The following is a 19,520-nucleotide window of genomic DNA, read 5'->3' on the forward strand; positions in this document are numbered from 1 at the left end:
CCTTAGCGCTGCGCGCTAAGCAAGCGCAGCGGTTCGCTGCGCTCACCGCACCCCGCGTAGCGGTGGCGCCTCCGCTGCGCTCCGGGGACTGAGGGGCCGGCCCGCTGCGCGGTCCGGGTTGCGGGTGGGGAAGGCTCGCTGCGCGAGCCTCAAAGAGGGGGCGTGTTTAGGGCGGGACCACATTGCTGCGCAATGTGCCAGCGAACCGCCTCGCTGCGCTCGGCGGGGCCCGGCTTCGCCGGGCCGGGGCCGGCCCTTCGGGCCGGACGGGTTCGGGTTTCGCTTCGCTCCACCCGAACGGCTCGCTTCGCGAGCCTGGGTGACCCCGTTTCACGGGGTCCGGGCCTATGGCCTGTTGCGCGGGTCCGCTGCGCTCCCCCGCCCTGGTCCTTCCGGCTCCGCCTCCAGGACTGAAGCCCGCTTCGCGGGCCTGGCCAGCAGCAGGGTGGGGGTGTCTGCCGTATCGCGGCTCCCGGTCAGGGTGCGAAATACCAGCAGTACAGAGGCTGACGAAAGCCCTCTGCCCTGCGGGCCAGATCCGCCAGCCCCATCAGGATCCCGGCCGCTGTCTCGGCTCGCACACCCTCATCCTTGACTGCGGCAAGCTCAGCCCATGCACCCGCAACCTCAACCAGCCGTTTATTGCTCGCCTGCACCAGAGCGGAGCACAGGCGAGAAGGGAGCTCGAACACCGTGAAGCCGTCATTCTTCATCGGCACCACATCACGCGAGTCTGTAGCCACACCCCCTACTAGCAGGACCTCCCAGTCCGCCACCGCATCGTCGGGGTAGAAATCCGCGCACGCGAACGCGGGAAACCCATGCCGGCGCTGCCGCGGCCCGACCTGAGTAGCCACCTCATCATCCGGTGCCACGAAGAACTCGATAGTGATAGGCATCACCCGATCATGCCAGTCCACCCCTCGCAGTGATGTTTCATTCTGTTCTCCAGATTGAAACTGGCCCAGGGGCATGCCGCGGTGAGGCCCACCTCGCAGAGCGGGCTCCCCAGCCAGCAGGCATGGCGCCATCGCCGTAACCGCCACCACGTACCGGGGATCGCTGAACTTGCGGTGTACTCAACCAACCTGCGCAGGCACGCCCAAAGCCAGAAACCCACAGGTCAGACCACCGGGGCATTCCAAACCTGCACAGACTCAGTGAACCACCCAGCCAAAAACCCGCTCACCCGAACTGCACAACACCAGGTCCTTGGGCTGTCCCGTAACTGGGCGGTACCCCCTTGCCGATCCCGGATCGGGCTGTGTCAGAGGCTGGTGACAGGATCGAGGGGTGCTGATCAAGGGATATGACGTAGGCCCATTGGTGCCGGGCGAGTCACTGCTGGTCCACCCGGGCTTCTGGTCGAACTACCTCTTGGCGATGTGTAGCGACGGGGGGTGTGCCGAGCGCCCGGTTCCGGAGTGGTTCGGTGAGGACGGCGCCGATGCCGACGTCCTGTCCGAGGTCCTCTTCGATCCTGAACGCTGGCCAGTGTTCAGGGTGCCGGCACATGACGGCCCCGGATGCGTGGTGATCTACCGCAACTTGGATGGCGACTACGGCACCGACTACCTCCTCACCCATCCAGGCAGAAGCTACGTCGAGCAGATCGCCAGCTGGGACGGAGACTTCTCAGGCACTGGGCTGACATGGCACGACCTCATCCGGATCGCTGACAGCCCGTCCCTTGCGGCCGAAGGCGTCCAGGACACGGCCACCCGCTTCCTGCTACTGCTACCCCTCCTCACCGACCCGGACGTGCCGGAAACCGCATCGGCAAGGCTTACCGCCGCCCTGACCGCAGTCGGCGCGCCGCAAGACACTGCCTCCATCGCGGCAGAGCACCTGCTGGCCCACCTCACGAGAAGATCCCGCCACGACCCCACGTGGGCGTCTCCGCTGAGCCGAGCTCCCGGATCAGGGCCAGATGACGTCGTGACGTCGTGACGTCAACCCACGGCCGACCATCAACTGAACGTTCATGAGAGTCCGTGTCCCGGCCGTACCGTCCCAGACGGTGCAGGCGAGTTGGGCCCGACAATGGCGGGGCCCGCCAACCCCGGAACGGGACTGGCGGGCCATCGCCGTCAGCGGCGCTCCGGGCGCCGCTGGTGCCCTGCCCGTCAGGGGCGTCCGTAGCGCTTGCAGGCGAGGGCCGTGACCGGGGGGTCGGTGCGGCCGTTGTCGAGGCAGACCCGCACGAACGCCGCTCCGCCGGGAACGTCCGCGGGGACGGTCATCGTGAATCGGGCACTGCCACCGCACACCGCGTACCTGCTCCAGTCCACCCTCAGTTGCCGACCCTGACTGTCCAGGGTGTAGACCGTGGTACCACGACAGCCCGCCGGGCTGACCGACTTGTGCGTCCCCTCCACCACAACCGAACGGTTGTACCACTTCCACGGAAGATGCGGGGTGGTCAGCCCCGGGACTTCCAAGCGTGCGCCGCACAGGAGTTGAAGCGGCTCCTGTACGGCTGGGGCAGGTTCCAGGTCTTCGTGTACGGGTAGAGCCTGTTGATCGTGTCGGCATTCGCCTGGCAGAGCTTGACTGTGGCCTCCCAATTGCAGGAAGGCGTCTCGTACTGGCATTCCCGTGCAGAAGCCTGCGTGGCACCCACGACACCCATGCCGGATGTCATCACGAGAGCTGCCAGAACCACACTGATCTTGCGCATAAACGTTCCCCGTGTTCCTTGCTTGCGCACTAAACGCGCCTTGGTCAACTGAAGGCTAGGTGCTCGATCACACGCAGAGCGATACCTTTGAGGATCATTTGAGGTGAGTCTTCGGCTGGTTCTGTCGTCACCTGATGGTGTGGGTGTGAGCTGAATCCTCCGGTCTGCGGTCGCTGGTCTGCTGGTGTGATGAGACGACTGAGAAGCCGTTGTAGTACCGAGAGGTTCGCTTGGCGGTCGAACGAGGGTTCCCGGTTGGGTGATCTTCCCGTGGTCGGGGCATGAAGGCAGGGGCCTTCCGAACAACTCGACGACCCGTAGGGAGGTCTTCGCGATCAGCTCCAGCCGGGGGCTGGTGGTAGGGGCCAGTCGGGCGGGACCGGCAGTGGACGGTCGGACGTGAGCGGGGGGTCGAGCGCGCGGCCACTGAGCCAGCCGAGGAGGGCGTGGCCGGAGCCGGTGATGTTGGGGCCGGTCGGGGACAGGGTCCAGGATCGGCCGATGTCGAGGGCTTTGACCCGGGCGACGGGGAAGTCGAGTGCGGCGAGCGCCGTGATGGTGTCGTCGAGTGCCCAGGTCACGTACGTGCTGGGCCAGTCGGTGGTGCGGTAGCCGGCGTTCAGGTCGACGTGGTGCGTTTCGAGTTCGCGCCAGCAGCGGTGGAGGGTGTACCAGGCCGGGTGCCGCCAGCCCGCCAGTGCCGTGACCAGGGTGTCCCAACGTTCCACGGGCATCGATGTGGCGTCTTCGGCCAGGTGTGCAAGGCGGCTGCGCAGGTCGGTGGCGAGTTCGGCCGCGGGGCGGTCGGCGCCTTCACGGACAGTACGGGCGAGCGACTTGGCGTCCGTCCTCGGGGCGGGTTCGATGCCGGTTCGGGCCACGGCGAGCAACCACCCATAGGCGTCGATGCTGCGGGCCAGGTGGGTGATGACGTGGCCGCGGGTCCAGCCGGCCAGCGTCGAGGGTGCACGCATCTCCAGGTCGGTCAGCGAGTCGAGGGTGGCGGTGATCCTGGCACCGGAGCGGGTGACTTCCTCGACTATGTCGAGCATGTTCGTACCGTAGTGGCGGGGTAGTCGTCGCCGAGCGTCGGACGGACCTGCGACGCGGGATATCGGCCCCTCAGCAGGCCTCCGACCGCCGTGATGCCTGCCGTGATGGCGCGTTCACCGACGTTGCCGAACCCCAGGATCAGCTGCACTGGCTCTGTCGCATGCGAAGAACGGCAGGTGCTCATTCCGTAGAGGCCCACGGATCGGGCGTGGGCGGCGGCGATGAGGTCTTGCTCGTCGGCCGGTCCGTGGAGGTGCGCTACCGCGTGGAAGCCCGCCGCGAGGCCGGTCACCCTGACCTCGGGGGCATGTTCGGCGAGCGCCGCCACCAGGGTCGTGCGCCGTGCCGCGTAGGTTGTCCGCATCCGGCGCAGGTGCCGGTCGAAGCGGCCGGACTCGATCATTCTCGCGAGGGCGAGCTGATCGAGTGTGGGCGACCCGCGGTCGTTCAGCTGCTTGTGCTCGATGATCAGCTCGGTGAGCGCGGGCGGGCAGAGCATCCACCCGATGCGCAGCGCGGGCGCGAGGGACTTGCTGACGGTGCCTATGGAGATCACGCGGTCGGCGGCGAGTCCTTGCAGGGCGCCCACCGGCTCCCGGTCGTAGCGGAATTCGGCGTCGTAGTCGTCCTCGATGACGACGGCGTCCCGGCTCGTGGCCCACTCGATCAGGGCGAGCCGCCGCTCGGGTGCCAGAGCGACACCGGTGGGCCACTGGTGCGCAGGGGTCATGACGACGGCGCGGGCGTCGGTCGCGGCGAGTGCCTGCACGTCGATGCCGCGCTCGTCGACCGGTACCGGGATCGCCGACAGGCCCGCCCAGGACGCGGCAGAGGAGATCGTGGCCGGTGAGCCGGGGTCCTCGTACGCCACCGTACGGACACCTGTCCGGGCCAGGGCGTGCAGGGCCAGACCGAGGCCCTGCGCGTAGCCGGAGCAGATCACGATCCGTTCCGGATCCGCTGCGGCGGCGCGCACCCGCCGCAGATATCCGGCCATGACCTCGCGCAGAGCCACATTGCCGCGCGGGTCTCCGTAATCAAGCGCCGCCGTCGGCATGGTGCGTGCCGCCTCGCGCGTGGCCCACAGCCAGTCGGCGAGCGGGAAGCTGCTCAAGTCCGGGACGCCCCATTTGAAGTCGGCCACCAGGCGTGGAGGTGCCGAGGGCGGTGACGTGGGCGCTGGCGGTGCGCCCGCGCCGGCGGCGACCCGGGTGGCTGAGCCGACGCGTGTCACGAGGTATCCCTCGGCTTGGAGCTGGGCGTAGCAGTCCTGCACCAGCCCGCGCGACAGCCCGAGCATCCGAGCGAGTTCACGGGAGGACGGCAGCCGTTCGCCGATCTGCAGCCGCCCGGTCCGGATCGCGTCCCGCAGCCGGAGTTCCAGCTGGGATCGCAGCGGCTCGCCGCTGTCCCGGTCGATGACCAGCAGCAGATCGGGTGACAGACCGGACCACTCCAGAGGCATGGAATTGGATCTTACTGGCGATCCGCTTGGCCTTTAGCTTCGTCGTGTGACCAGGATGATCAACTCTCGAGCTGAGGGCGCCGGTTTGCGGCCGCCGCTGGTGACGCGGCCCCTGCTGCTGCGTTTCGTCTCGGTCATCGGTGCCTCGACGAGCTTCTACCTGCTGTTGTCGGTCGTCCCCCTCTATGCCGAGGTGTGCGGAGGCGGTTATGCCGCGGGACTGGCCACGGGTGCGCTGATGCTGGCGACGGTCGGAGGCGGGCTGGCCACTCCCCGGTTCGTTGCCCGCTTCGGTTACCGCCTGGCGCTGGTGGCAGGGCTGGTCCTGCTCGGCACGCCCACGCTGGTGCTGACCGCTTCCGGGAGCACGGTTTGGATCACGGCGGTCTGTGTCGTGCGGGGTCTGGGCTTCGCGTTCACGGTCGTCGCGGGTGGCGCTTTGACGGCGTCGCTGATCCCGCCCGAGCGCCGTGGTGAGGGGCTGGCACTGGTTGGCATCGTGTCCGGGGTTCCGTCGCTGGTGGCCCTGCCGCTGGGGGTGTGGCTGGTAGGGCACGTGGGGTACGTACCGGTCTGCATTGCCGGCGCAGTGGCCGCGCTGGCCGCTGTCGTCTCGGTGCCGGGCCTGCCGGACCGCGAGCCGACCTCGGGACGGTCGATCGGGGTGCTGGCCGGGTTCCGGACGGCCGCTCTTCTGCGGCCCGCCGTCGTCTTCTCGGCTACTGCGCTCGCTGCCGGAATCACCGTCACCTTCCTCCCCCTTGCCGTCCCGTCGGCTTCTACCGGAGTCGTCGCCATGGCCCTGTTCGTCCAGTCCGCGGCATCAACCGCGGCCCGCTGGGTCGCGGGCCGACACGGCGACCGGCACGGACCGGCCTCACTCGTCCTGCCCGGCCTTGTTGTCTCCGCCGCAGGGACGCTGCTCACCTCTCTGACCCACAGCCCGGTCGCCGTTGTCGTCGGCGTGGCCCTGTTCGGGGTCGGTTTCGGAGTCACCCAGAACGCCACGCTGACGCTGATGTACGCGCGTGTCCCCGCGTCTGGCTACGGCACCGTCAGCGCCCTGTGGAACTTCGCCTACGACGCGGGCATGGGCGTCGGCGCCGTCGGGTTCGGGGTGCTCGCAGGCCAGACCGGCTACCCATTGGCTTTCACCCTCACCGCCGCGCTGATGCTCACTGCCCTTGCCCCGGCCTGGCGCGACCGCCTGGCCAACGGCTCCCGTCGATGACCGGCGCAACCACACACGGCCGGGGCCAAGGCTCCACCACCAGCACTTGCCGACGCGATCCCGTCGACGAACTGACCGCATTCAGCAACGAGACCGCCCAACGGGCACTGGTCTCCCAAGAACAGGAGCGCACATGACCACGAACACCGTGACGGTGGCCATCCTCGGGCCGGGCGGTGTCGGTGGCCTGATCGGCGCGCTGCTCGCCCGCGACGGACACCGCGTCGTCTGCCTGGCCGGCGAGGAGACCACCGCCGTGCTGCGCCGCGAGGGCCTGCGAGTGCAGAGCACGCAGTACGGCGACTTCACCACTCCGGTCGAAGCTGACACCTTGCTGCGCGAACCGGTCGACGTCACCTTCGTGACCGTCAAGCAGACCGCCCTGCCCGCCGCCCTCGACCGTGTTCCGCCGCAGGTCCTCGGCGACGGTATCGTCGTACCCCTGCTCAACGGACTCGACCACCTCGCAGCACTGCGCCGACACTATCCGGCCGGCCAAGTCGTGGCCGGAACCATCAGGGTCGAGGCCACCCGCACCTCGCCCGGACGCATCGCGCACACCAGCCCCTTCACCGCCCTCGAACTGGCCGCCCCGCTCGCCGACCTCGCATCCCACCTTCGGCACGCCGGCCTCGACGTGACCCTGCGCACCGACGAGAGCACGATGCTCTGGGACAAACTCTCCTTCCTCGCCCCGTTCGCCCTGCTGACCACGCGCTACCAGTCCGCTGTGGGCGCCATCCGCGACGAGCGGCGGTCCGAACTGCTTGCCGTACTCGACGAAATCACTGCCGTGGCCCGCGCCGCGGGCACACCGGTGACCGCCGAGGCCGTGCTCTCCTTCTTCGACCGGGCCCCCGAGATGATGAAGTCCTCGATGCAGCGCGACGCGGAGAACGGCCACCCGATCGAGCTCGACGCCATCGGCGGGGCTGTCCTACGGGCCGCGGCCACTCACAGGATCGAGACCCCGATTACCGCACGTCTCGTCGCAGAGCTGGTTCCCACAGCAAGTCAGTAGCAACACCGGCCCGTACCGACGGCGGCGGGGGGCACCTCGTCAAGTGCCGACAGTCCAAAGCCATACACAACACCCCGGCGTGTTCACCGCCCGCTTTCAGGAGACATGATGCAGCACTTCGTCCGACCCGACGGCACCCCTCCGGTCAACGGCTACAGCCATGCCGTGGCGTTCACGGGGCCGATGGTCGCCGTCTCCGGACAGGTCCCGGTGGACGCCCACGGGCGGGTGGTGGGCGCGGGGGATACCGCGGCCCAGGTACGCCAGGTCTTCGCGAACCTGGTCACCGCGTTGGAGGCGGCGGGTGCCGCCATGGATTACGTGGTCAAACTGACGGTATTTCTGACCAACCTGGCCGATCTGGACACCTTCCGCCAGGTGCGCGACGAGTACCTGGACACGGCCCGCCCGCCAGCCTGCTCACTCGTCAAGGTCGCCGGGCTGGTCCATCCCGCGTTCCGGGTCGAGATCGACGCACTCGCAGTGCTACCCGCTGGGGCGTGAGCTCAGGGAAGACACGAGTCGATCACCGGACGCCGTTGTCCGGCATCTCCTGCCCGAGCCCGACTCGGAGCCCCTCCCCCATTGCGTGTTTGTGGCCGCGCAACGGGGCGCCCGGCCTCCGGAGCTGGCATGAGAAGCCGCATCTCAGCCGATCTTGGAAGCTGCGGGTCAAACAGAGTTCCTGGTCGGGTGATCTTCCGGTTGTACGCGCATGAAGACAGGGCCTCTCGGTAGCTCGGGGATGTAAATCGAACCAAGCGATGTCGGGAGGCCCCTTTGTTGTTGTACGCGCCCGCGCACGTCGACTTCAACTCGACCGTCGCGTCATGTGATTGCCTCGCGCACGTGTACGGGAACGCGGCCGATCATCCGGACCGGGTACGCCGGTATCCGTCGGACATGACGGACGCGGAGCGGGCGCAGGTGAAGCCCCTCTTGCCGGTGCCGGCCTGGCTGGAGGGCCAGGGCGGGCAGCCCGAGGGCTACTGCCACCGTCAGATGCTGGACGTGATCCACTACCTGGTCGCGGGAGGTACCTCCTGGCGGGCGATGCCCGCGGACTTCCCCGTTTGGGACCAGGTCTACGCCTTCTTCCGCCGCTGGCGGCAGGCAGGACTGATCGCGGAGTTCCACGACCGTCTGCGCGGGATGGTCCGCGAACGCGAAGGACGCGAGACGGAACCGACGGCGGGGATCATCGACGCTCAGTCGGTACGGGCTGCCGCGTCGGTGCCGGCCGCCTCACGCGGAACGACGGCGGCAAGAAAGTACCGGGCCGCAAGCGACACATCGTCACCGACTGCCTAGGCCTGCTCCTGGTCGTCGCGGTGACCGCCGCGAACATCCCCGACCGGGATGCCGCCATCGGACTGCTGGGGCGGCTGCGGTCGCTGCACCACGAGATCACCTTGGTCTGGGCCGACGGCGGCTATACCGGCGGCCTTGTCGACTGGGCGAAGGAGAAACTCGACCTCACCTGCAGATCGTCAAGCGCACCGACGACATGGAGGGGTTCGTGGTGCTGCCGAGACGCTGGGTGGTGGAGCGCACCTTCGCGTGGTTGATGCATTCGCGCCGCCTGGCCCGCGACTACGAAACCCTGCCCGCCGCCAGCGAGGCGGTGATCCGGTGGTCGATGATCACGCGGATGGGCCGCCGACTGGCCCGGCCACGGGCCGGCGGCCGACGCTGAACATCCCCGACGCTTCCTGGACCAACCACCCGCGCTCCGCCAGGCGTTTCGCCTTCGACCGCACCCCCTCGACCTTCGTCGGCAACGTTTCCAGCCCCAGCACCACCGCGATGTCCTTGGCCCGCACCGGCCCCTGCCCCCGCCCCGGCCGGTCTTGCAGCACGCCCAGGATCCGCTGGTAGTCCGGCGAGAGAAGGGTCGCAGGCAGCCCTTCCCGCCAGGGCGGCACCGTCGTCCCCGACACTGGCGCGGGCGCCGATTCCCCCTCGGCCTCCGTCACGGCGGTGGTCTCGGCAGCGGACACAGCCAGGGCCTCGGCGAGCTCCTCCCGCGCGATCACCCGCCGGTCCAGCTCGATCTCGGCGGCCTCCAGCGCCTGAGCCGCCCGGTCCGCCTCCTCCCGCAGATCCTCGACCCGCTCACGGGCAGCCGCTTCCCGCGCCTCCAGCAATCCCAGCATCGACGCCACCGCGCACCCCTCCCACCCACCCATTCACAGCCACGGTCGCCCCCACCCGGGCCTGCGGGGCCGGTCCGACAGCGCACACGCAACAACCCGCTCCTGGACCAGCCGGCGAAACAGGCAGGCCCGCCCGCCTCCGCGGTCCGATGCCATACCTCAAAGAAGTCCGCCCGTACGCGTGTTGTGTTTCTGGATCAAGATGTAGTACTTCTTATACATGAGTGAGCAGGTGCACAACAGGCTGGCCGTTGTCAGGGCCGAGCGGAAGGTGTCTCGACAGGCACTGGCCGAGGCAGTGGGCGTCCACTACCAGACCATCGGCTACATCGAGCGCGGCCAGTACAACCCCAGCCTCGACCTGGCCCTGAAAATGGCCCGGTTCTTCGGTCTCCCTGTGGAAGCACTGTTCTCCCTGGAACCGTTCCAGCTGCTCACCGACGAGGTCTACGGGAGGAATCAGTGATGACCACGACGCGCTACGACCGGCACATGTACGCGCTGATGAACGATCGCCGCGCGGCTGCGGCCCACGCCACCACGACCCGGCGTCGGCTTGCCGTCACGGCCCATGTCGCCCTCACCGCCGTCGGGGTGGGCGCCTGGATCGGCACGGTCTTCGGGACCGGGTGGGGACCGGCCCTCGTGGTCGCGAGCGCCCTGCTGCCCTGGGTCCTGCTCACCGGCGTCCTGAATGGCTCCACCCGCGGACTCCTCGAACTCCGGGGCCGGATGCTCGACGAGCGGCAGCTCGTGGAGCGCGACCGGGTGCGGGCCCTGGCCCACCGGATCACGCTGTGGCTCCTCGTGGCCGCAGCGATCGGCGCCAGCACCTACAGCACCCTGGCGGATACGCCTCTGCGCGCGGCTGTGACACCGGTCCTCGTCGGCGTACTCGCCGCGCACTGGATGATGCCGCTGTGGGTGGCGGCCCTGCGGGTCCAGGACGAGCCGGCCGACGACCCGGCCGACGCATCCTGAGGCAGTAGGCCTTCCGGTGGGTTAGCCCCCAGCGCGTGCGAACCGCCCCAGGGCGGGGGATCCGAGGCCTCGGGGGTGGAACGCATGAACGAAGAGGGCCGCAGCGACCGGGAGTTACTTGAGGACGAGGCCGTACGACAGCGGAAGGCACGTTCCGCAAGGTGGACGGCACCTGGCTGCTCACCACGCGGACTCTCTTCCGCCTTCGCCGGTCCCACGGAACGCCTCGACGGGCCCGGCCAGTCATGAGAACGGCTCCCAGCCGACCGGCCGTCAAGCGTCCTGCGCTACAGGGAACGAGACTCCACAGAACTTGAGCCAGAGCCGAAACTCGTGAGCAGAGCCAAAGCCCCATAGGGTCCTTTCGGTTGGCGGTTGGCGGTTGGCGGGGGTCAGGCGTCCCGGAGACGTTCGAAGCGCGAGATGCGCTCAGGGTCGCATCGCACGCTCAGCGTCGTGGGGTCCGAGGAAGAACTGGTCGGTGATGTCGTCGAGTCCGCTCGCGTGGTAGGCCATCGGGCGGACGACGGGCTCGCCGGTCGTCGCCGCCTCCTCCTCCACGAGGCTGAGAATGAGCGGGAGCAGGGAGGCGCGCACGGCCCTCGCCGGGAAGTTCCATCAGTCCCGGCAAGGACACCCGTGGGCGGCCTGGGCCCGGTCTCGGTGTGGCACCACGACTCGTACTCCTGCCGTACGTAGGCCCGGCCGGTGTCGGGGCGCCGGCCGGGCCAGCGGCTTCGTACTCAGCCAGGCAGGTGCGATCGCCGTCCACCTGACAGGCGAAGACCGCCGGATTGCACTCAACGTCGGGCTCGCCACCACCGCGGCTGTGACCCTCTGGCTGGCCGCCAAACTGTGATGGAGCGCAGCCCTCGACCGGTGGATGCAACTACAGGGACAGCCGCCACACGGCTGCTGGCATTTCTCGGGTTCGGGCGCAACTTGAGAATCCTGGCAGGCATGCGAAAGGGCCGATCTCACAGGGAGATCGGCCCTTCTCGGCGGTTCTGCTACGGCCGGTCGAGGACGTTCGAGATGTTCCGGATGATCAGGGCAAGGTCGTGTCGGTCCTTCGGCAGGAGGCCGCGGCCCAGGTCCTGGGCTACTTCTTCGACGCCTGCGGCGAGCTGGAAGTAGCGCTGGAGCATGGCGCTTCGCTGGTCAGCGTCCAGGTTCTCTCGCGCGAAGTCCATAAGCGCCTGGCCATCGTTCTTCAGCGCGGGCAGTGCTTCGTCAGGAGCGCCTGCCGGCCTCGGCTCGGGGACGGTCACAGCGCTGGTGTTCATAACCGGGTTATGGGGGCTGGCGGGCGACGGCGGCTGCCCTGCGTCCGGGGACTCGGACGACGTCTTCATAACCGGGTTATGGGCGCTGGCGGGCGACGGCGGCTGCCCTGCGCCCGGGGACTCGGACGACGTCTTCATAACCGGGTTATGAGGGCGGCTGCCCTGAGCGGCGACGGCGGCGGTGGCTGGAGGTGTCTCCGTGGTTGCCCGAGCAGCCGTGTCGGTGGACGTGCTGGCCGTTGGAGTCTTCCTGACCTGCTTCTGTGCTTCCTTCGCCGCCTCTTCCTGCGCTTTGATCTCCGCGAGGCGGGACTCCTGGTCTTCCGGCTTCTTGTTCCCGACCCGACGCAGGTGCTTGGCCTGTTCCGTTCCGTCCTTCAGTCGCTGCTGAAGTTCGGGCGTGAGGTTGAGCAGTGCCAGGCGCTGGGAAACCCAGGCCTGTGTTCGGTGAAGCCTTTCGGCGAGCTTGTCCTGTGTGCCGTGCAGCTTGAGGAGTTTCTGGAGGGCCTTGGCCTCGTCGAGAGGGTCGAGGTCTTTGCGGTGGATGTTGGCGACGAGTGCGGATTCGAGGACGCCGTTGGGGTCGGCCCCGAGGTCGTCGTCGAGCATCACCTTGAGGGTGCTGAGGCCGGCTTCACGGGACGCTGCGAGGCGGGAGTTGCCGTCGATGACTACGTACTGGGTGTCGCTCTCGAGATCTGTCTCGCGGCCGGGGTTGGCCTGTAGGTAGGCGAAGCGGGTCATGATGCTGATGGCCGTCTTCTGCCCATGGTCCCGGAGGCTGTTGGACAGGTCGGTCAGGTCGCCGAGCTCGCTCCGGGGGTTGTCCGGGTTGAGGCTGATGGCGCTGAGGGGCAGCTCGGTCGGTGCGGCGACGCCTTCGGTGGGCGCGCTTGTCGCCTGGTCGATGGCGGCACGGCGGGCGCTGACGTTTTGGGCGCGCTGGAAGGAGCTACTGGCTCCGAGGAGGGCGGCCTTGCTCATGAGATCTCCCTGGCGAGTGCGCGCATGCCGACTGCCTGGTCGCAGCGCGGCGCATAGGAGAGGAGAGGCTGCTTCACTCGTACGGCCTCCTTCTGTTCCTTGAGGTCGCCGATGACGCCGACAACCCGGGGATCCTTTATGTCGATCCATCCCTGCAGTGAGGACGTGGCGATGAAGCCGCGGCGGGCGTCGTACAGGTTGACGACGATGCCGAGGTAGTCCAGCTCGAGGGCCATGTCGGCGCGCAGGTCGTCCAGCTGGGAGGTGAGGAGGCCGTAGGCGTCGGCCGAGCTGTCCTCGGCTTGGACGATGACGAGGATGCCGGAGTTCCCCGGTTCTTCTCCGTCGCGTCGGCGTCCGTAGTGGGCGGCGGCGTCCATGCTGAGACCGAGGCTCGGCGGGCAGTCCACCACGATCACGTCGTAGTCGCCCTCGACGACGGCAAGGGCTCGCTCCAGGGCGGCTTCGCGGGCGCGGACTCCGGACAGCTTCACGTCGAGCAGGAAGGCGTCCGTGCATGCGGGGAGGAGGTGGAGGCGATCCCCGAACCGCTCGTCTTCGACCTGGACGATGAGGTCCTTCAACTGCCCCTTTGCCTCGCCGGACATGTGCTTGGTGAGGCTGTCGCCTTCGATGGGCAGTGGCGTGTGACCGAGCTGATTGGTCAAGTGGCCTTGGGGGTCGAAGTCGACGAGGAGAACGCGCAGCGCGAGGCCGGGAAGCTCCTCGTAGTCGAGTACGTCGACGGTCTCCTCGAGGAGCGCGGCGAAGTGCTTCGAGATTCGGACTCGGTGGAGTTGGTCGGAGTCTTCCGCCATCGCCTCCCCCAGGCCGGCGGCAATGGCGGTCTTGCCGACACCGCCCTTCTGGTTGCAGGTGATGATGCGTCGGACGAACCTTGGCCTGAGGACGGCGGGCGCCGGGTTCTTCTCGAGCCAGAGGGCCACCGACTGCGAGAGGCCTTGAACGATGGACACGCCCCGGGCGCCGCAGTCGGTGCGGAAGCTGTCCCACTGGCCTTCGGGAAGGAAGGTGGAGAAGGACTTGGCGCCTGCTGTGTCGATCGGGGGCAGGTTGGATCCCAGCCCGCGCCAGGCGGTGATGCCGGCTTCGACGGCGTGTTGGATGCCGATGCCGTGCTGAGCGCTTCGAACCTTCAGGTCGCGTTGCAGCTCGGCCGGGAGCTTTGAGACGACCTTCTCGCGGTCGCCGGGTGCGGGCTGAGTCATGTGCGACACCTTACTAACATTCAAGATCAGTTCAAGCGTCGACACGGTAGGTTCACAGATCGACGCCGTCGCGCGCCTCATAACCCGGTTATGAAACAGCCGCCGTGACGGTGCAGCACGCCACAGGTCATGTGCTTGCAGATGCGGGCGGCGCGCCGGCGCATCCCGGCGGCCAGGTACACGGCCGCCCAGTCGAGCAGCGCCTGGAGCTTGCTGGGCACGGGGGGCGGGCTGGAGGGGACGGTGCCGGCGCGAGACGCAGTGGCTGTGCGGGGCCGGCGGCGTCGTAGCAGTGGATGGTGGCGTAGGTGTGGACGGCGCGGGGGATGCGGGGAATCACGTCGTCGGGGTTGTCGCCGGGGTATAGGCACCAGCTGGCCCGGCTGTGGAGGGTAGGGGCCGTATCGGTCGAGGACCATGTCGGCGAGGTGCCGGTCGGGCGCGGGGAGCAGGAGCTCCAGGGCGTCGACGGACAGCCGCGGGCCGCCCTCGTTGTCCTGGCCGGGCAGGACGAGGTGGCCGCCGATGCGCAGCAGGTCTCCGGGCCGCATCAGGGTGAGCAGCTCGTGGGCGATGCGTGGGTCGGCGGTGTGGCAGTCCCAGACGGTGTCGTCGATGGCGTCGTCGGTGGGGGAGGAGATCAGCCGGAAGCGGGCGGTGAGGCCGTCGTCGCCGGGGGCGGGCAGGGAGTCGAGGTAGCCGTCGAGGGCGAGGGGTATCGCGGTCACGTCAGCCCGCCTTCCGGACGGTGGCGACCGCCTGGGCGGTGTCGTACGCGTCCAGGACCGCCTTGGTCGGCAGTCCCCGGTCGGCGACCTGGTGCCCGTGCTCGCGCGCCCAGGTCCGGATCGCGGTGAGCTCGTCCCGGCTGTAGGCGCTGCTGGTGCCGGTGCGGATCGGGCTGGGCGGGGCGGCGGCCGCCGGACTGCGGGTGCCGGTCTTCCCGACACGCAGCTCCTGCTCCGCCTTCTCCAGTGCCTCGCGGGCCTCGGCCACCCGGGCCTCCGCCTCGCGCTGCGGGTCCTCGCCGAACACCTCGGCCCGAGCGCCCTCACCCGCCTCGGCGACTGACTGCGGCAGAGCCTGAACCCGAGGCGCCCCCGACACACCTGGCAGGGGCGGGTCATGATCGAAGTAAGCTGGTCCGTTGATCACTCAAGAGGAAAGACGGGCAAGGAACTTGAATCGCATACGAACGACGGTGGCGCTCGGTCTGGTGCTGTCCGCGGGTCTCGTGACCGGATGCTCCGGAAGCGCGGAGCCCGATGCCAAGCCCAGCGGCGGAGAGACGGGGACGGTCACGGAGTCCGCGTCCGCGTCCGCGGCGCCGAAGACCCCGGTCTTCCAGGGCAAGCCGGTGCCCGGCCTTGCCGCGAAGCCGGCCTGGAGCCTGACGCGCGACGAGGCGGGGAACTGCGCGGGCAACGCGTCCGTGAAGGACTCGTCGCAGAACGACATCTGCACGGTCGGGGACGCCCTCGTCCTCACCACCTACAGCAACGGGCAGGCGGGCACGAACACCTTCACCGTCCGGCTCCTCGATGCCGAGACCGGCAAGCTGCGCAAGAAGTTCGACCTCGCCATCGCCGCCGATGACAGCGGGTCCACGTCCTCCTCGGCGGTGGCCCTCGCGCAGGTGGGCGAGTGGCGGGACGGTTCGCCGGCCCTCCTGATCCGCAACCGCGTCGACACCCCGGCGAGCGGCCTGAAGAAGGCCTCGACCCAGACCGTGCTGACCATGTACGCGCCGTCCGGCGAGAAGCTCGGGAGCTCCTCCTTCGACGAGGACACCCACATGTCCACGCCCGTCCGGAACGGCTACCTCGTGGATGCCAGCTCCATCGGCGGCGGCGCCACGTTCATCCCGATCGGTGGCGGGGAGACCGTGACCAGCGATGTCTCGGCCTTCGACCTCAAGGGGACGGTCGGCTCCGGTCTCGGCTACTACTCGCAGCCGGACATCTCCTACCAGCCCTCCGCCGACTGGCTGACCGCCAAGGACGTCCGCACGGGCAACAAGGCGTGGAACAGCAAGGACCTCACGCCGCCGGCCGCCATCGCCAAGCTGGTCACCTCGGACAAGGCGACCAGTGCGCGGCTGATGCCTTTCCGGGGCGACAAGGCCCTCCTCGAATGGTCCTCGTACGGCAACTCCGAAGCGGTCATGACGCTGATCGACGTCAAGAGCGGCCGCCGGCTCGCCGAGGGGCCGGCCATCGACACCAACGGCACCACCGACGACGACGGCCTCGCCATCTCCCCGGACGGCAAGACCGCCGTGGTGCAGTACGGCAAGGGTGCGGTCGCCTGGAACACGGAGACCGGCAAGGAGCTGTGGCGCCAGGCGGAGGACGAGGTGACCATCGGGCCGGGCGACCTCCCGGGCAACGGCGTCCTCTACGCGTACCTGGACGGCGTCGGAGCCGCGCTCGACGCCGACGACAAGAAGCTGCTGGCCTCCGAGATCGCGGAGATGCCGCAGTTCACGACGAACGGGTACGCCGCCATCCACACCTCCGAGGGCCTCTTCGTCTTCGCCACCCAGCCCGTCTGACGGACGCCCCGCCCCCGGTTCAGGGGGCCTCAGGCCCGGACGCCGCCTCGCGGCGCATCACGCACGTGTTCCCGATGTCGGGATCGCCGACGAAGAAGAACAGCACCAACTCGTCGCGCTGATCCCGGTCCACGTGGAAGCGCCAAAAGTCGGACTTCGAGACCGCCGCCGTGACGGACAAGCTCAAGGAACTGGGCGGGACGACGCGCTCCGCCAGGAACAGCAGCGTCTGAAGGACCACAGGTGGAATGTGACCTTCACCGACGCGGCGACCAGCGAGGCGGTCATGTCATCGGGGATCGACAAGGTCGCCATGGCGAAGTCAGTCCCACATCCCCTTCGCCCGCTGGAATCCGAAAGTTCATCCTCCCTCTGGGGGACGAAATTCACCGGGGAAACGGTGCTTCGTGTCACCTGCCGAGGTCTGCGGCGCGGTGCCGGCCCGGCGTCTGCGATCGGGGGGCAGGATCAGGGACGCTCCGTCCTGTCGGATGCAGCTTCCTGACAGCGCCCGCGTGTAGGTCATGTCCGGACGCGGAGCTCCGAGACAGTCCCCGTACCTGGGGAATCACCTCGGGGCTCGGCGTAGTTCTCCCGGCATGAACTCCGTACGGGAAACCTTCGACGTCCTGCGATACACCGCTTTCTCCGACGATCCCGAGGGAGGCAATCCCGCCGGAATCGTTCTCGACGCCACGGGCCTCAGCGACGAGGAGATGCTGGCGATCGCCGCCGAAGTCGGCTACAGCGAGAGCGCGTTCCTGACACCGCCGTCCGAGGGAGCGGGCTCCGGCGCGTCGGACGCCGGGCGCGCGTACACCATCCGCTACTTCAGCCCCAAGGCGGAAGTGCCCTTCTGCGGTCACGCCACCGTCGCGACGGCGGTGGCCCTTGGCGAGCGCCTCGGCCCCGGCGACCTGGTATTCACCACGCGGGCCGGGACCGTGCCGGTCACCGTGACGCGGGAGGGCGGGGCGCTGCGGGCCACACTCACGAGCGTCGAGCCGCACATCGAGGACGTCGCGGCCGATGACCTGGCAGAGGCACTCGCTGCGCTCGACTGGCCGGCCGGCGACCTCGATCCCGCCCTGCCTCCCCGCATCGCCTTCGCGGGCGCCCGCCATCTGATCCTTGCCGCCGCGAGCCGAGAGCGCCTGGCCCACCTGGCGTATGACTTCGCCCGCCTGGAGGCCCTCATGCACCGGCTCGACCTGGTGACGCTGGAGTTGGTCTGGCGCGCCTCTGCGGAGGTCTTCCATGTCCGCGCCCCGTTCCCGGTGGGCGGTGTGGTCGAGGACCCGGCGACCGGGGCGGCGGCGGCCGCCTTCGGCGCGTACGCCCGTGAGCTCGGACTTGTGCCCGAGGCGACGGTTCTCACCCTCCACCAGGGGGAGGACATGGGACGCCCCGGCGTCCTGACGGTGGAACTGCGGGCGGGCGACCGGCGGATCAGGGTGGGCGGCGCAGGGACCCGCATCCCGGCCTGATCCACTTGTGGCTGAGCCGTGGGGGCGAACCGACGGTCAAGCCGGTGCGCCTCCCTCGTGCCCCACGCTGCGGTGTGGGGCACGACGCGTCTCATGCCGGTTCGACTAGCCCCAGTTCGGGTCGCCGGCGGCATTCCACTCGGGGTCGCGGACCGTGCCCCAGCTGATGTTGCGCCGGACCCAGCCTGTGTCGATGCTCCCCGGCCCGGGTGGCTGCTGTGGCCCATCCGGTGTCCCTGGGCCATGGTCCCGATGGTGGAACCGCCCATGCATCGAGATGCTCATCTTGCATATTGAAACGTAGTTCCATTTTTCGGATTCTCGGAGCGTTCCGGTCGTGGACGCGACAGTGATCGCATGCGGGTCGGCTCCGGTTTCAGCACTGGGGACGGCTGCACGACCGTCTGCGAACGGTTCTGCACCGCAACTTCGAGGGCCGCCAGGGCAAGGGCAGGCGTACCCGCTTGGACTCCCCGAAGGTGGCCGCCGCCACCGTGGGGCCACTTGACCTCATCCGACTCCTCGTCCGACGCCGACGCGACCGCCGGAGTCCGAGGCCGTGACGGGTTCGAGGACGGGCTCTTCGAGGCCTGGTGCCAGGGCCCGGAGGCCCGCTCCTCGCACGAGTACGCCGGTCAGCCCTTCCCGGTTCGGCGACATCTTCCGCGGCAGCTCGCCGAAATACGGCCTGTTGATCGGTTGAAGGAAGCGCACACAAAGGTGCGCACACTGCAAGTCCCGGAGGACGTAAGGACGGCGCTTTCCCGGAAGTCGTTGGTCGTCACGGCCGGGGCGAAGCACGATCTCGCCGATGCGGCAAGGCGCCTGGACAGGTTGATGAAGGACCTCGACGAGGGCCGATTCCCTGAAGGTGACTGAGCAGCAGATGTCCACGCTCGTTGTCAGCACGCGTTCCTGTGAGGAGAAGCAGAACCATGACGTCACTCGATCCTGCAACCCGATCTCAGCCCCCCGCCGGCCATCTCGGTTGGCTGACCGCTGTGACCGGGCTGGTGTCCATCGTCGCCGTGGCCATCCTGGCCCTGACCGGTCACGCTGCCGCAGCCACCACCGTCGGGGTCATCGGTGGCGGGGTGAGCGCAGCCGGCGGAATCCAGGTGACCGTCCGTATCCGGCGCTGAGGCATTGGCCTCCTGCTACGGGACTGCGGGCCGTTCGCCGCAGCCCCGTAGCAGGGCACCTCACAAGCCCAAGTGCCTATCGACCCGCCGACCGACAGTGACGTTCCCTGCCCCTCACTCCTGGCACCGGGGCGCTAGGGCAAACGCCCCTGAAGCCAGCCCTCGGCCCGCCCGGGCCCCCCCTCCACCCCACGCCCGTCCTGCCGGTGCTGACGTCCAGGCGCGCCCTGCGCACCGTCCGGCGCGGTGTA

Annotated in this window: 21 protein-coding genes and 2 pseudogenes; 13 read left to right on the plus strand and 10 right to left on the minus strand. The window is 68.8% G+C overall.

Annotation, left to right across the window (positions count from 1 at the left end; all coding sequences use genetic code 11):
* Positions 1-476: 476 nt before the first annotated feature.
* Positions 477-899, minus strand: coding sequence for a hypothetical protein (locus tag OG259_RS41225; RefSeq protein WP_328940244.1), 423 nt, complete (start codon positions 897-899; stop codon positions 477-479).
* Positions 900-1,293: 394 nt separating this feature from the next.
* Here OG259_RS41225 and OG259_RS41230 point away from each other — a divergent pair, with 394 nt between their 5' ends.
* Entirely contained in the window at positions 1,294-1,950 is a 657-nt protein-coding gene (locus OG259_RS41230; RefSeq protein ID WP_328940245.1) for a hypothetical protein, read from the plus strand.
* Between the two features lie 1,065 nt (positions 1,951-3,015).
* Here OG259_RS41230 and OG259_RS41235 read toward each other — a convergent pair.
* Complete coding sequence (locus tag OG259_RS41235; RefSeq protein ID WP_328947344.1) at positions 3,016-3,732, minus strand: maleylpyruvate isomerase family mycothiol-dependent enzyme; 717 nt, start codon at positions 3,730-3,732, stop codon at positions 3,016-3,018.
* A complete protein-coding gene (gene pdxR, locus OG259_RS41240) occupies positions 3,720-5,198 on the minus strand; it encodes a MocR-like pyridoxine biosynthesis transcription factor PdxR (RefSeq protein ID WP_328947345.1) in 1,479 nt (492 codons plus the stop codon). Before pdxR ends, OG259_RS41235 begins: the two co-directional genes overlap by 13 nt.
* A 55-nt stretch (positions 5,199-5,253) precedes the next feature.
* Between pdxR and OG259_RS41245 the strand changes: the two genes are divergently transcribed.
* From OG259_RS41245 to OG259_RS41945, 5 genes and pseudogenes are all read left to right on the plus strand, one after another.
* A complete protein-coding gene (locus tag OG259_RS41245; RefSeq protein ID WP_328947413.1) occupies positions 5,254-6,429 on the plus strand; it encodes an MFS transporter in 1,176 nt (391 codons plus the stop codon).
* A gap of 133 nt (positions 6,430-6,562) precedes the next feature.
* The gene (locus OG259_RS41250; RefSeq protein WP_141296898.1) at positions 6,563-7,450 is read left to right on the plus strand and encodes a ketopantoate reductase family protein; all 888 of its coding nucleotides are present in this window, start codon (positions 6,563-6,565) and stop codon (positions 7,448-7,450) included.
* Between the two features lie 105 nt (positions 7,451-7,555).
* The gene (locus OG259_RS41255) at positions 7,556-7,954 is read left to right on the plus strand and encodes a RidA family protein (protein WP_328947346.1); all 399 of its coding nucleotides are present in this window, start codon (positions 7,556-7,558) and stop codon (positions 7,952-7,954) included.
* Between the two features lie 276 nt (positions 7,955-8,230).
* A complete protein-coding gene (locus OG259_RS41260; RefSeq protein WP_328947347.1) occupies positions 8,231-8,761 on the plus strand; it encodes a transposase in 531 nt (176 codons plus the stop codon).
* Positions 8,743-9,146 (plus strand): annotated as a pseudogene (locus tag OG259_RS41945) (transposase). The gene OG259_RS41260 and the pseudogene OG259_RS41945 overlap by 19 nt, the downstream one beginning before the upstream one ends.
* Here OG259_RS41945 and OG259_RS41270 read toward each other — a convergent pair.
* Positions 9,094-9,606: a hypothetical protein gene (locus tag OG259_RS41270; RefSeq protein ID WP_328947415.1), complete on the minus strand. Its 513-nt coding sequence runs from the start codon at positions 9,604-9,606 to the stop codon at positions 9,094-9,096. The pseudogene OG259_RS41945 and the gene OG259_RS41270 overlap by 53 nt on opposite strands.
* A gap of 220 nt (positions 9,607-9,826) precedes the next feature.
* Here OG259_RS41270 and OG259_RS41275 point away from each other — a divergent pair, with 220 nt between their 5' ends.
* On the plus strand, positions 9,827-10,072 hold the full coding sequence (locus OG259_RS41275) for a helix-turn-helix transcriptional regulator (RefSeq protein ID WP_328947348.1): 246 nt from the start codon (positions 9,827-9,829) through the stop codon (positions 10,070-10,072).
* Positions 10,072-10,587, plus strand: a complete 516-nt coding sequence (locus OG259_RS41280; RefSeq protein ID WP_328947349.1) for a hypothetical protein — start codon at positions 10,072-10,074, stop codon at positions 10,585-10,587. Before OG259_RS41275 ends, OG259_RS41280 begins: the two co-directional genes overlap by 1 nt.
* A 429-nt stretch (positions 10,588-11,016) precedes the next feature.
* Here OG259_RS41280 and OG259_RS41285 read toward each other — a convergent pair whose 3' ends face one another.
* Positions 11,017-11,184: a hypothetical protein gene (locus OG259_RS41285; RefSeq protein WP_328947419.1), complete on the minus strand. Its 168-nt coding sequence runs from the start codon at positions 11,182-11,184 to the stop codon at positions 11,017-11,019.
* A 130-nt stretch (positions 11,185-11,314) separates the two neighbouring features.
* Between OG259_RS41285 and OG259_RS41290 the strand changes: the two are divergent.
* A pseudogene (locus OG259_RS41290) lies at positions 11,315-11,446 on the plus strand (DoxX family protein); the annotation flags it as partial.
* A 151-nt stretch (positions 11,447-11,597) separates the two neighbouring features.
* Here the strand turns inward: OG259_RS41290 and OG259_RS41295 are convergent.
* The 4 genes from OG259_RS41295 to OG259_RS41310 form a co-directional block, all read right to left on the minus strand.
* Positions 11,598-12,857 carry a ParB/RepB/Spo0J family partition protein gene (locus tag OG259_RS41295; protein WP_328947350.1) on the minus strand — a complete coding sequence of 420 codons (1,260 nt, stop codon included), beginning with the start codon at positions 12,855-12,857 and terminating at the stop codon, positions 11,598-11,600.
* Entirely contained in the window at positions 12,854-14,086 is a 1,233-nt protein-coding gene (locus OG259_RS41300; protein ID WP_328947351.1) for a ParA family protein, read from the minus strand. The genes OG259_RS41295 and OG259_RS41300 overlap by 4 nt, the downstream gene beginning before the upstream one ends.
* A 77-nt stretch (positions 14,087-14,163) precedes the next feature.
* Positions 14,164-14,814: a hypothetical protein gene (locus OG259_RS41305; RefSeq protein WP_328947352.1), complete on the minus strand. Its 651-nt coding sequence runs from the start codon at positions 14,812-14,814 to the stop codon at positions 14,164-14,166.
* A gap of 1 nt (position 14,815) precedes the next feature.
* A complete protein-coding gene (locus tag OG259_RS41310) occupies positions 14,816-15,121 on the minus strand; it encodes an Lsr2 family DNA-binding protein (RefSeq protein WP_328947353.1) in 306 nt (101 codons plus the stop codon).
* 145 nt (positions 15,122-15,266) lie between these two features.
* Here OG259_RS41310 and OG259_RS41315 point away from each other — a divergent pair, with 145 nt between their 5' ends.
* Complete coding sequence (locus OG259_RS41315; RefSeq protein WP_328947354.1) at positions 15,267-16,640, plus strand: outer membrane protein assembly factor BamB family protein; 1,374 nt, start codon at positions 15,267-15,269, stop codon at positions 16,638-16,640.
* Between the two features lie 19 nt (positions 16,641-16,659).
* Here the strand turns inward: OG259_RS41315 and OG259_RS41320 are convergent, their stop codons facing one another.
* Entirely contained in the window at positions 16,660-16,881 is a 222-nt protein-coding gene (locus OG259_RS41320; RefSeq protein WP_328947355.1) for a hypothetical protein, read from the minus strand.
* Positions 16,882-17,239: 358 nt separating this feature from the next.
* Between OG259_RS41320 and OG259_RS41325 the strand changes: the two genes are divergently transcribed.
* The 3 genes from OG259_RS41325 (at position 17,240) to OG259_RS41335 (ending at position 19,269) form a co-directional block, all read left to right on the plus strand.
* Complete coding sequence (locus OG259_RS41325) at positions 17,240-18,127, plus strand: PhzF family phenazine biosynthesis protein (protein ID WP_328947356.1); 888 nt, start codon at positions 17,240-17,242, stop codon at positions 18,125-18,127.
* 681 nt (positions 18,128-18,808) lie between these two features.
* Positions 18,809-19,006, plus strand: a complete 198-nt coding sequence (locus OG259_RS41330; RefSeq protein WP_328947416.1) for a hypothetical protein — start codon at positions 18,809-18,811, stop codon at positions 19,004-19,006.
* A gap of 56 nt (positions 19,007-19,062) precedes the next feature.
* On the plus strand, positions 19,063-19,269 hold the full coding sequence (locus OG259_RS41335) for a hypothetical protein (protein ID WP_328947357.1): 207 nt from the start codon (positions 19,063-19,065) through the stop codon (positions 19,267-19,269).
* Positions 19,270-19,520 lie beyond the last annotated feature (251 nt).

The sequence above is a fragment of the Streptomyces sp. NBC_00250 genome (genome assembly GCF_036192275.1).
GTDB lineage: Bacteria > Actinomycetota > Actinomycetes > Streptomycetales > Streptomycetaceae > Streptomyces.

Excerpts from the sequence above, each read along its gene's own strand:
- OG259_RS41325 (WP_328947356.1), top strand. The coding sequence starts at position 17,240 with ATGAACTCCGTACGGGAAACCTTCGACGTCCTGCGATACACCGCTTTC.
- OG259_RS41225 (WP_328940244.1), bottom strand. The coding sequence starts at position 899 with ATGCCTATCACTATCGAGTTCTTCGTGGCACCGGATGATGAGGTGGCT.
- OG259_RS41235 (WP_328947344.1), bottom strand. The coding sequence starts at position 3,732 with ATGCTCGACATAGTCGAGGAAGTCACCCGCTCCGGTGCCAGGATCACC.
- OG259_RS41335 (WP_328947357.1), top strand. The coding sequence starts at position 19,063 with ATGACGTCACTCGATCCTGCAACCCGATCTCAGCCCCCCGCCGGCCAT.
- OG259_RS41250 (WP_141296898.1), top strand. The coding sequence starts at position 6,563 with ATGACCACGAACACCGTGACGGTGGCCATCCTCGGGCCGGGCGGTGTC.
- pdxR (WP_328947345.1), bottom strand. The coding sequence starts at position 5,198 with ATGCCTCTGGAGTGGTCCGGTCTGTCACCCGATCTGCTGCTGGTCATC.
- OG259_RS41270 (WP_328947415.1), bottom strand. The coding sequence starts at position 9,606 with ATGCTGGGATTGCTGGAGGCGCGGGAAGCGGCTGCCCGTGAGCGGGTC.
- OG259_RS41280 (WP_328947349.1), top strand. The coding sequence starts at position 10,072 with ATGACCACGACGCGCTACGACCGGCACATGTACGCGCTGATGAACGAT.
- OG259_RS41245 (WP_328947413.1), top strand. The coding sequence starts at position 5,254 with ATGATCAACTCTCGAGCTGAGGGCGCCGGTTTGCGGCCGCCGCTGGTG.
- OG259_RS41255 (WP_328947346.1), top strand. The coding sequence starts at position 7,556 with ATGATGCAGCACTTCGTCCGACCCGACGGCACCCCTCCGGTCAACGGC.
- OG259_RS41275 (WP_328947348.1), top strand. The coding sequence starts at position 9,827 with ATGAGTGAGCAGGTGCACAACAGGCTGGCCGTTGTCAGGGCCGAGCGG.
- OG259_RS41300 (WP_328947351.1), bottom strand. The coding sequence starts at position 14,086 with ATGACTCAGCCCGCACCCGGCGACCGCGAGAAGGTCGTCTCAAAGCTC.
- OG259_RS41295 (WP_328947350.1), bottom strand. The coding sequence starts at position 12,857 with ATGAGCAAGGCCGCCCTCCTCGGAGCCAGTAGCTCCTTCCAGCGCGCC.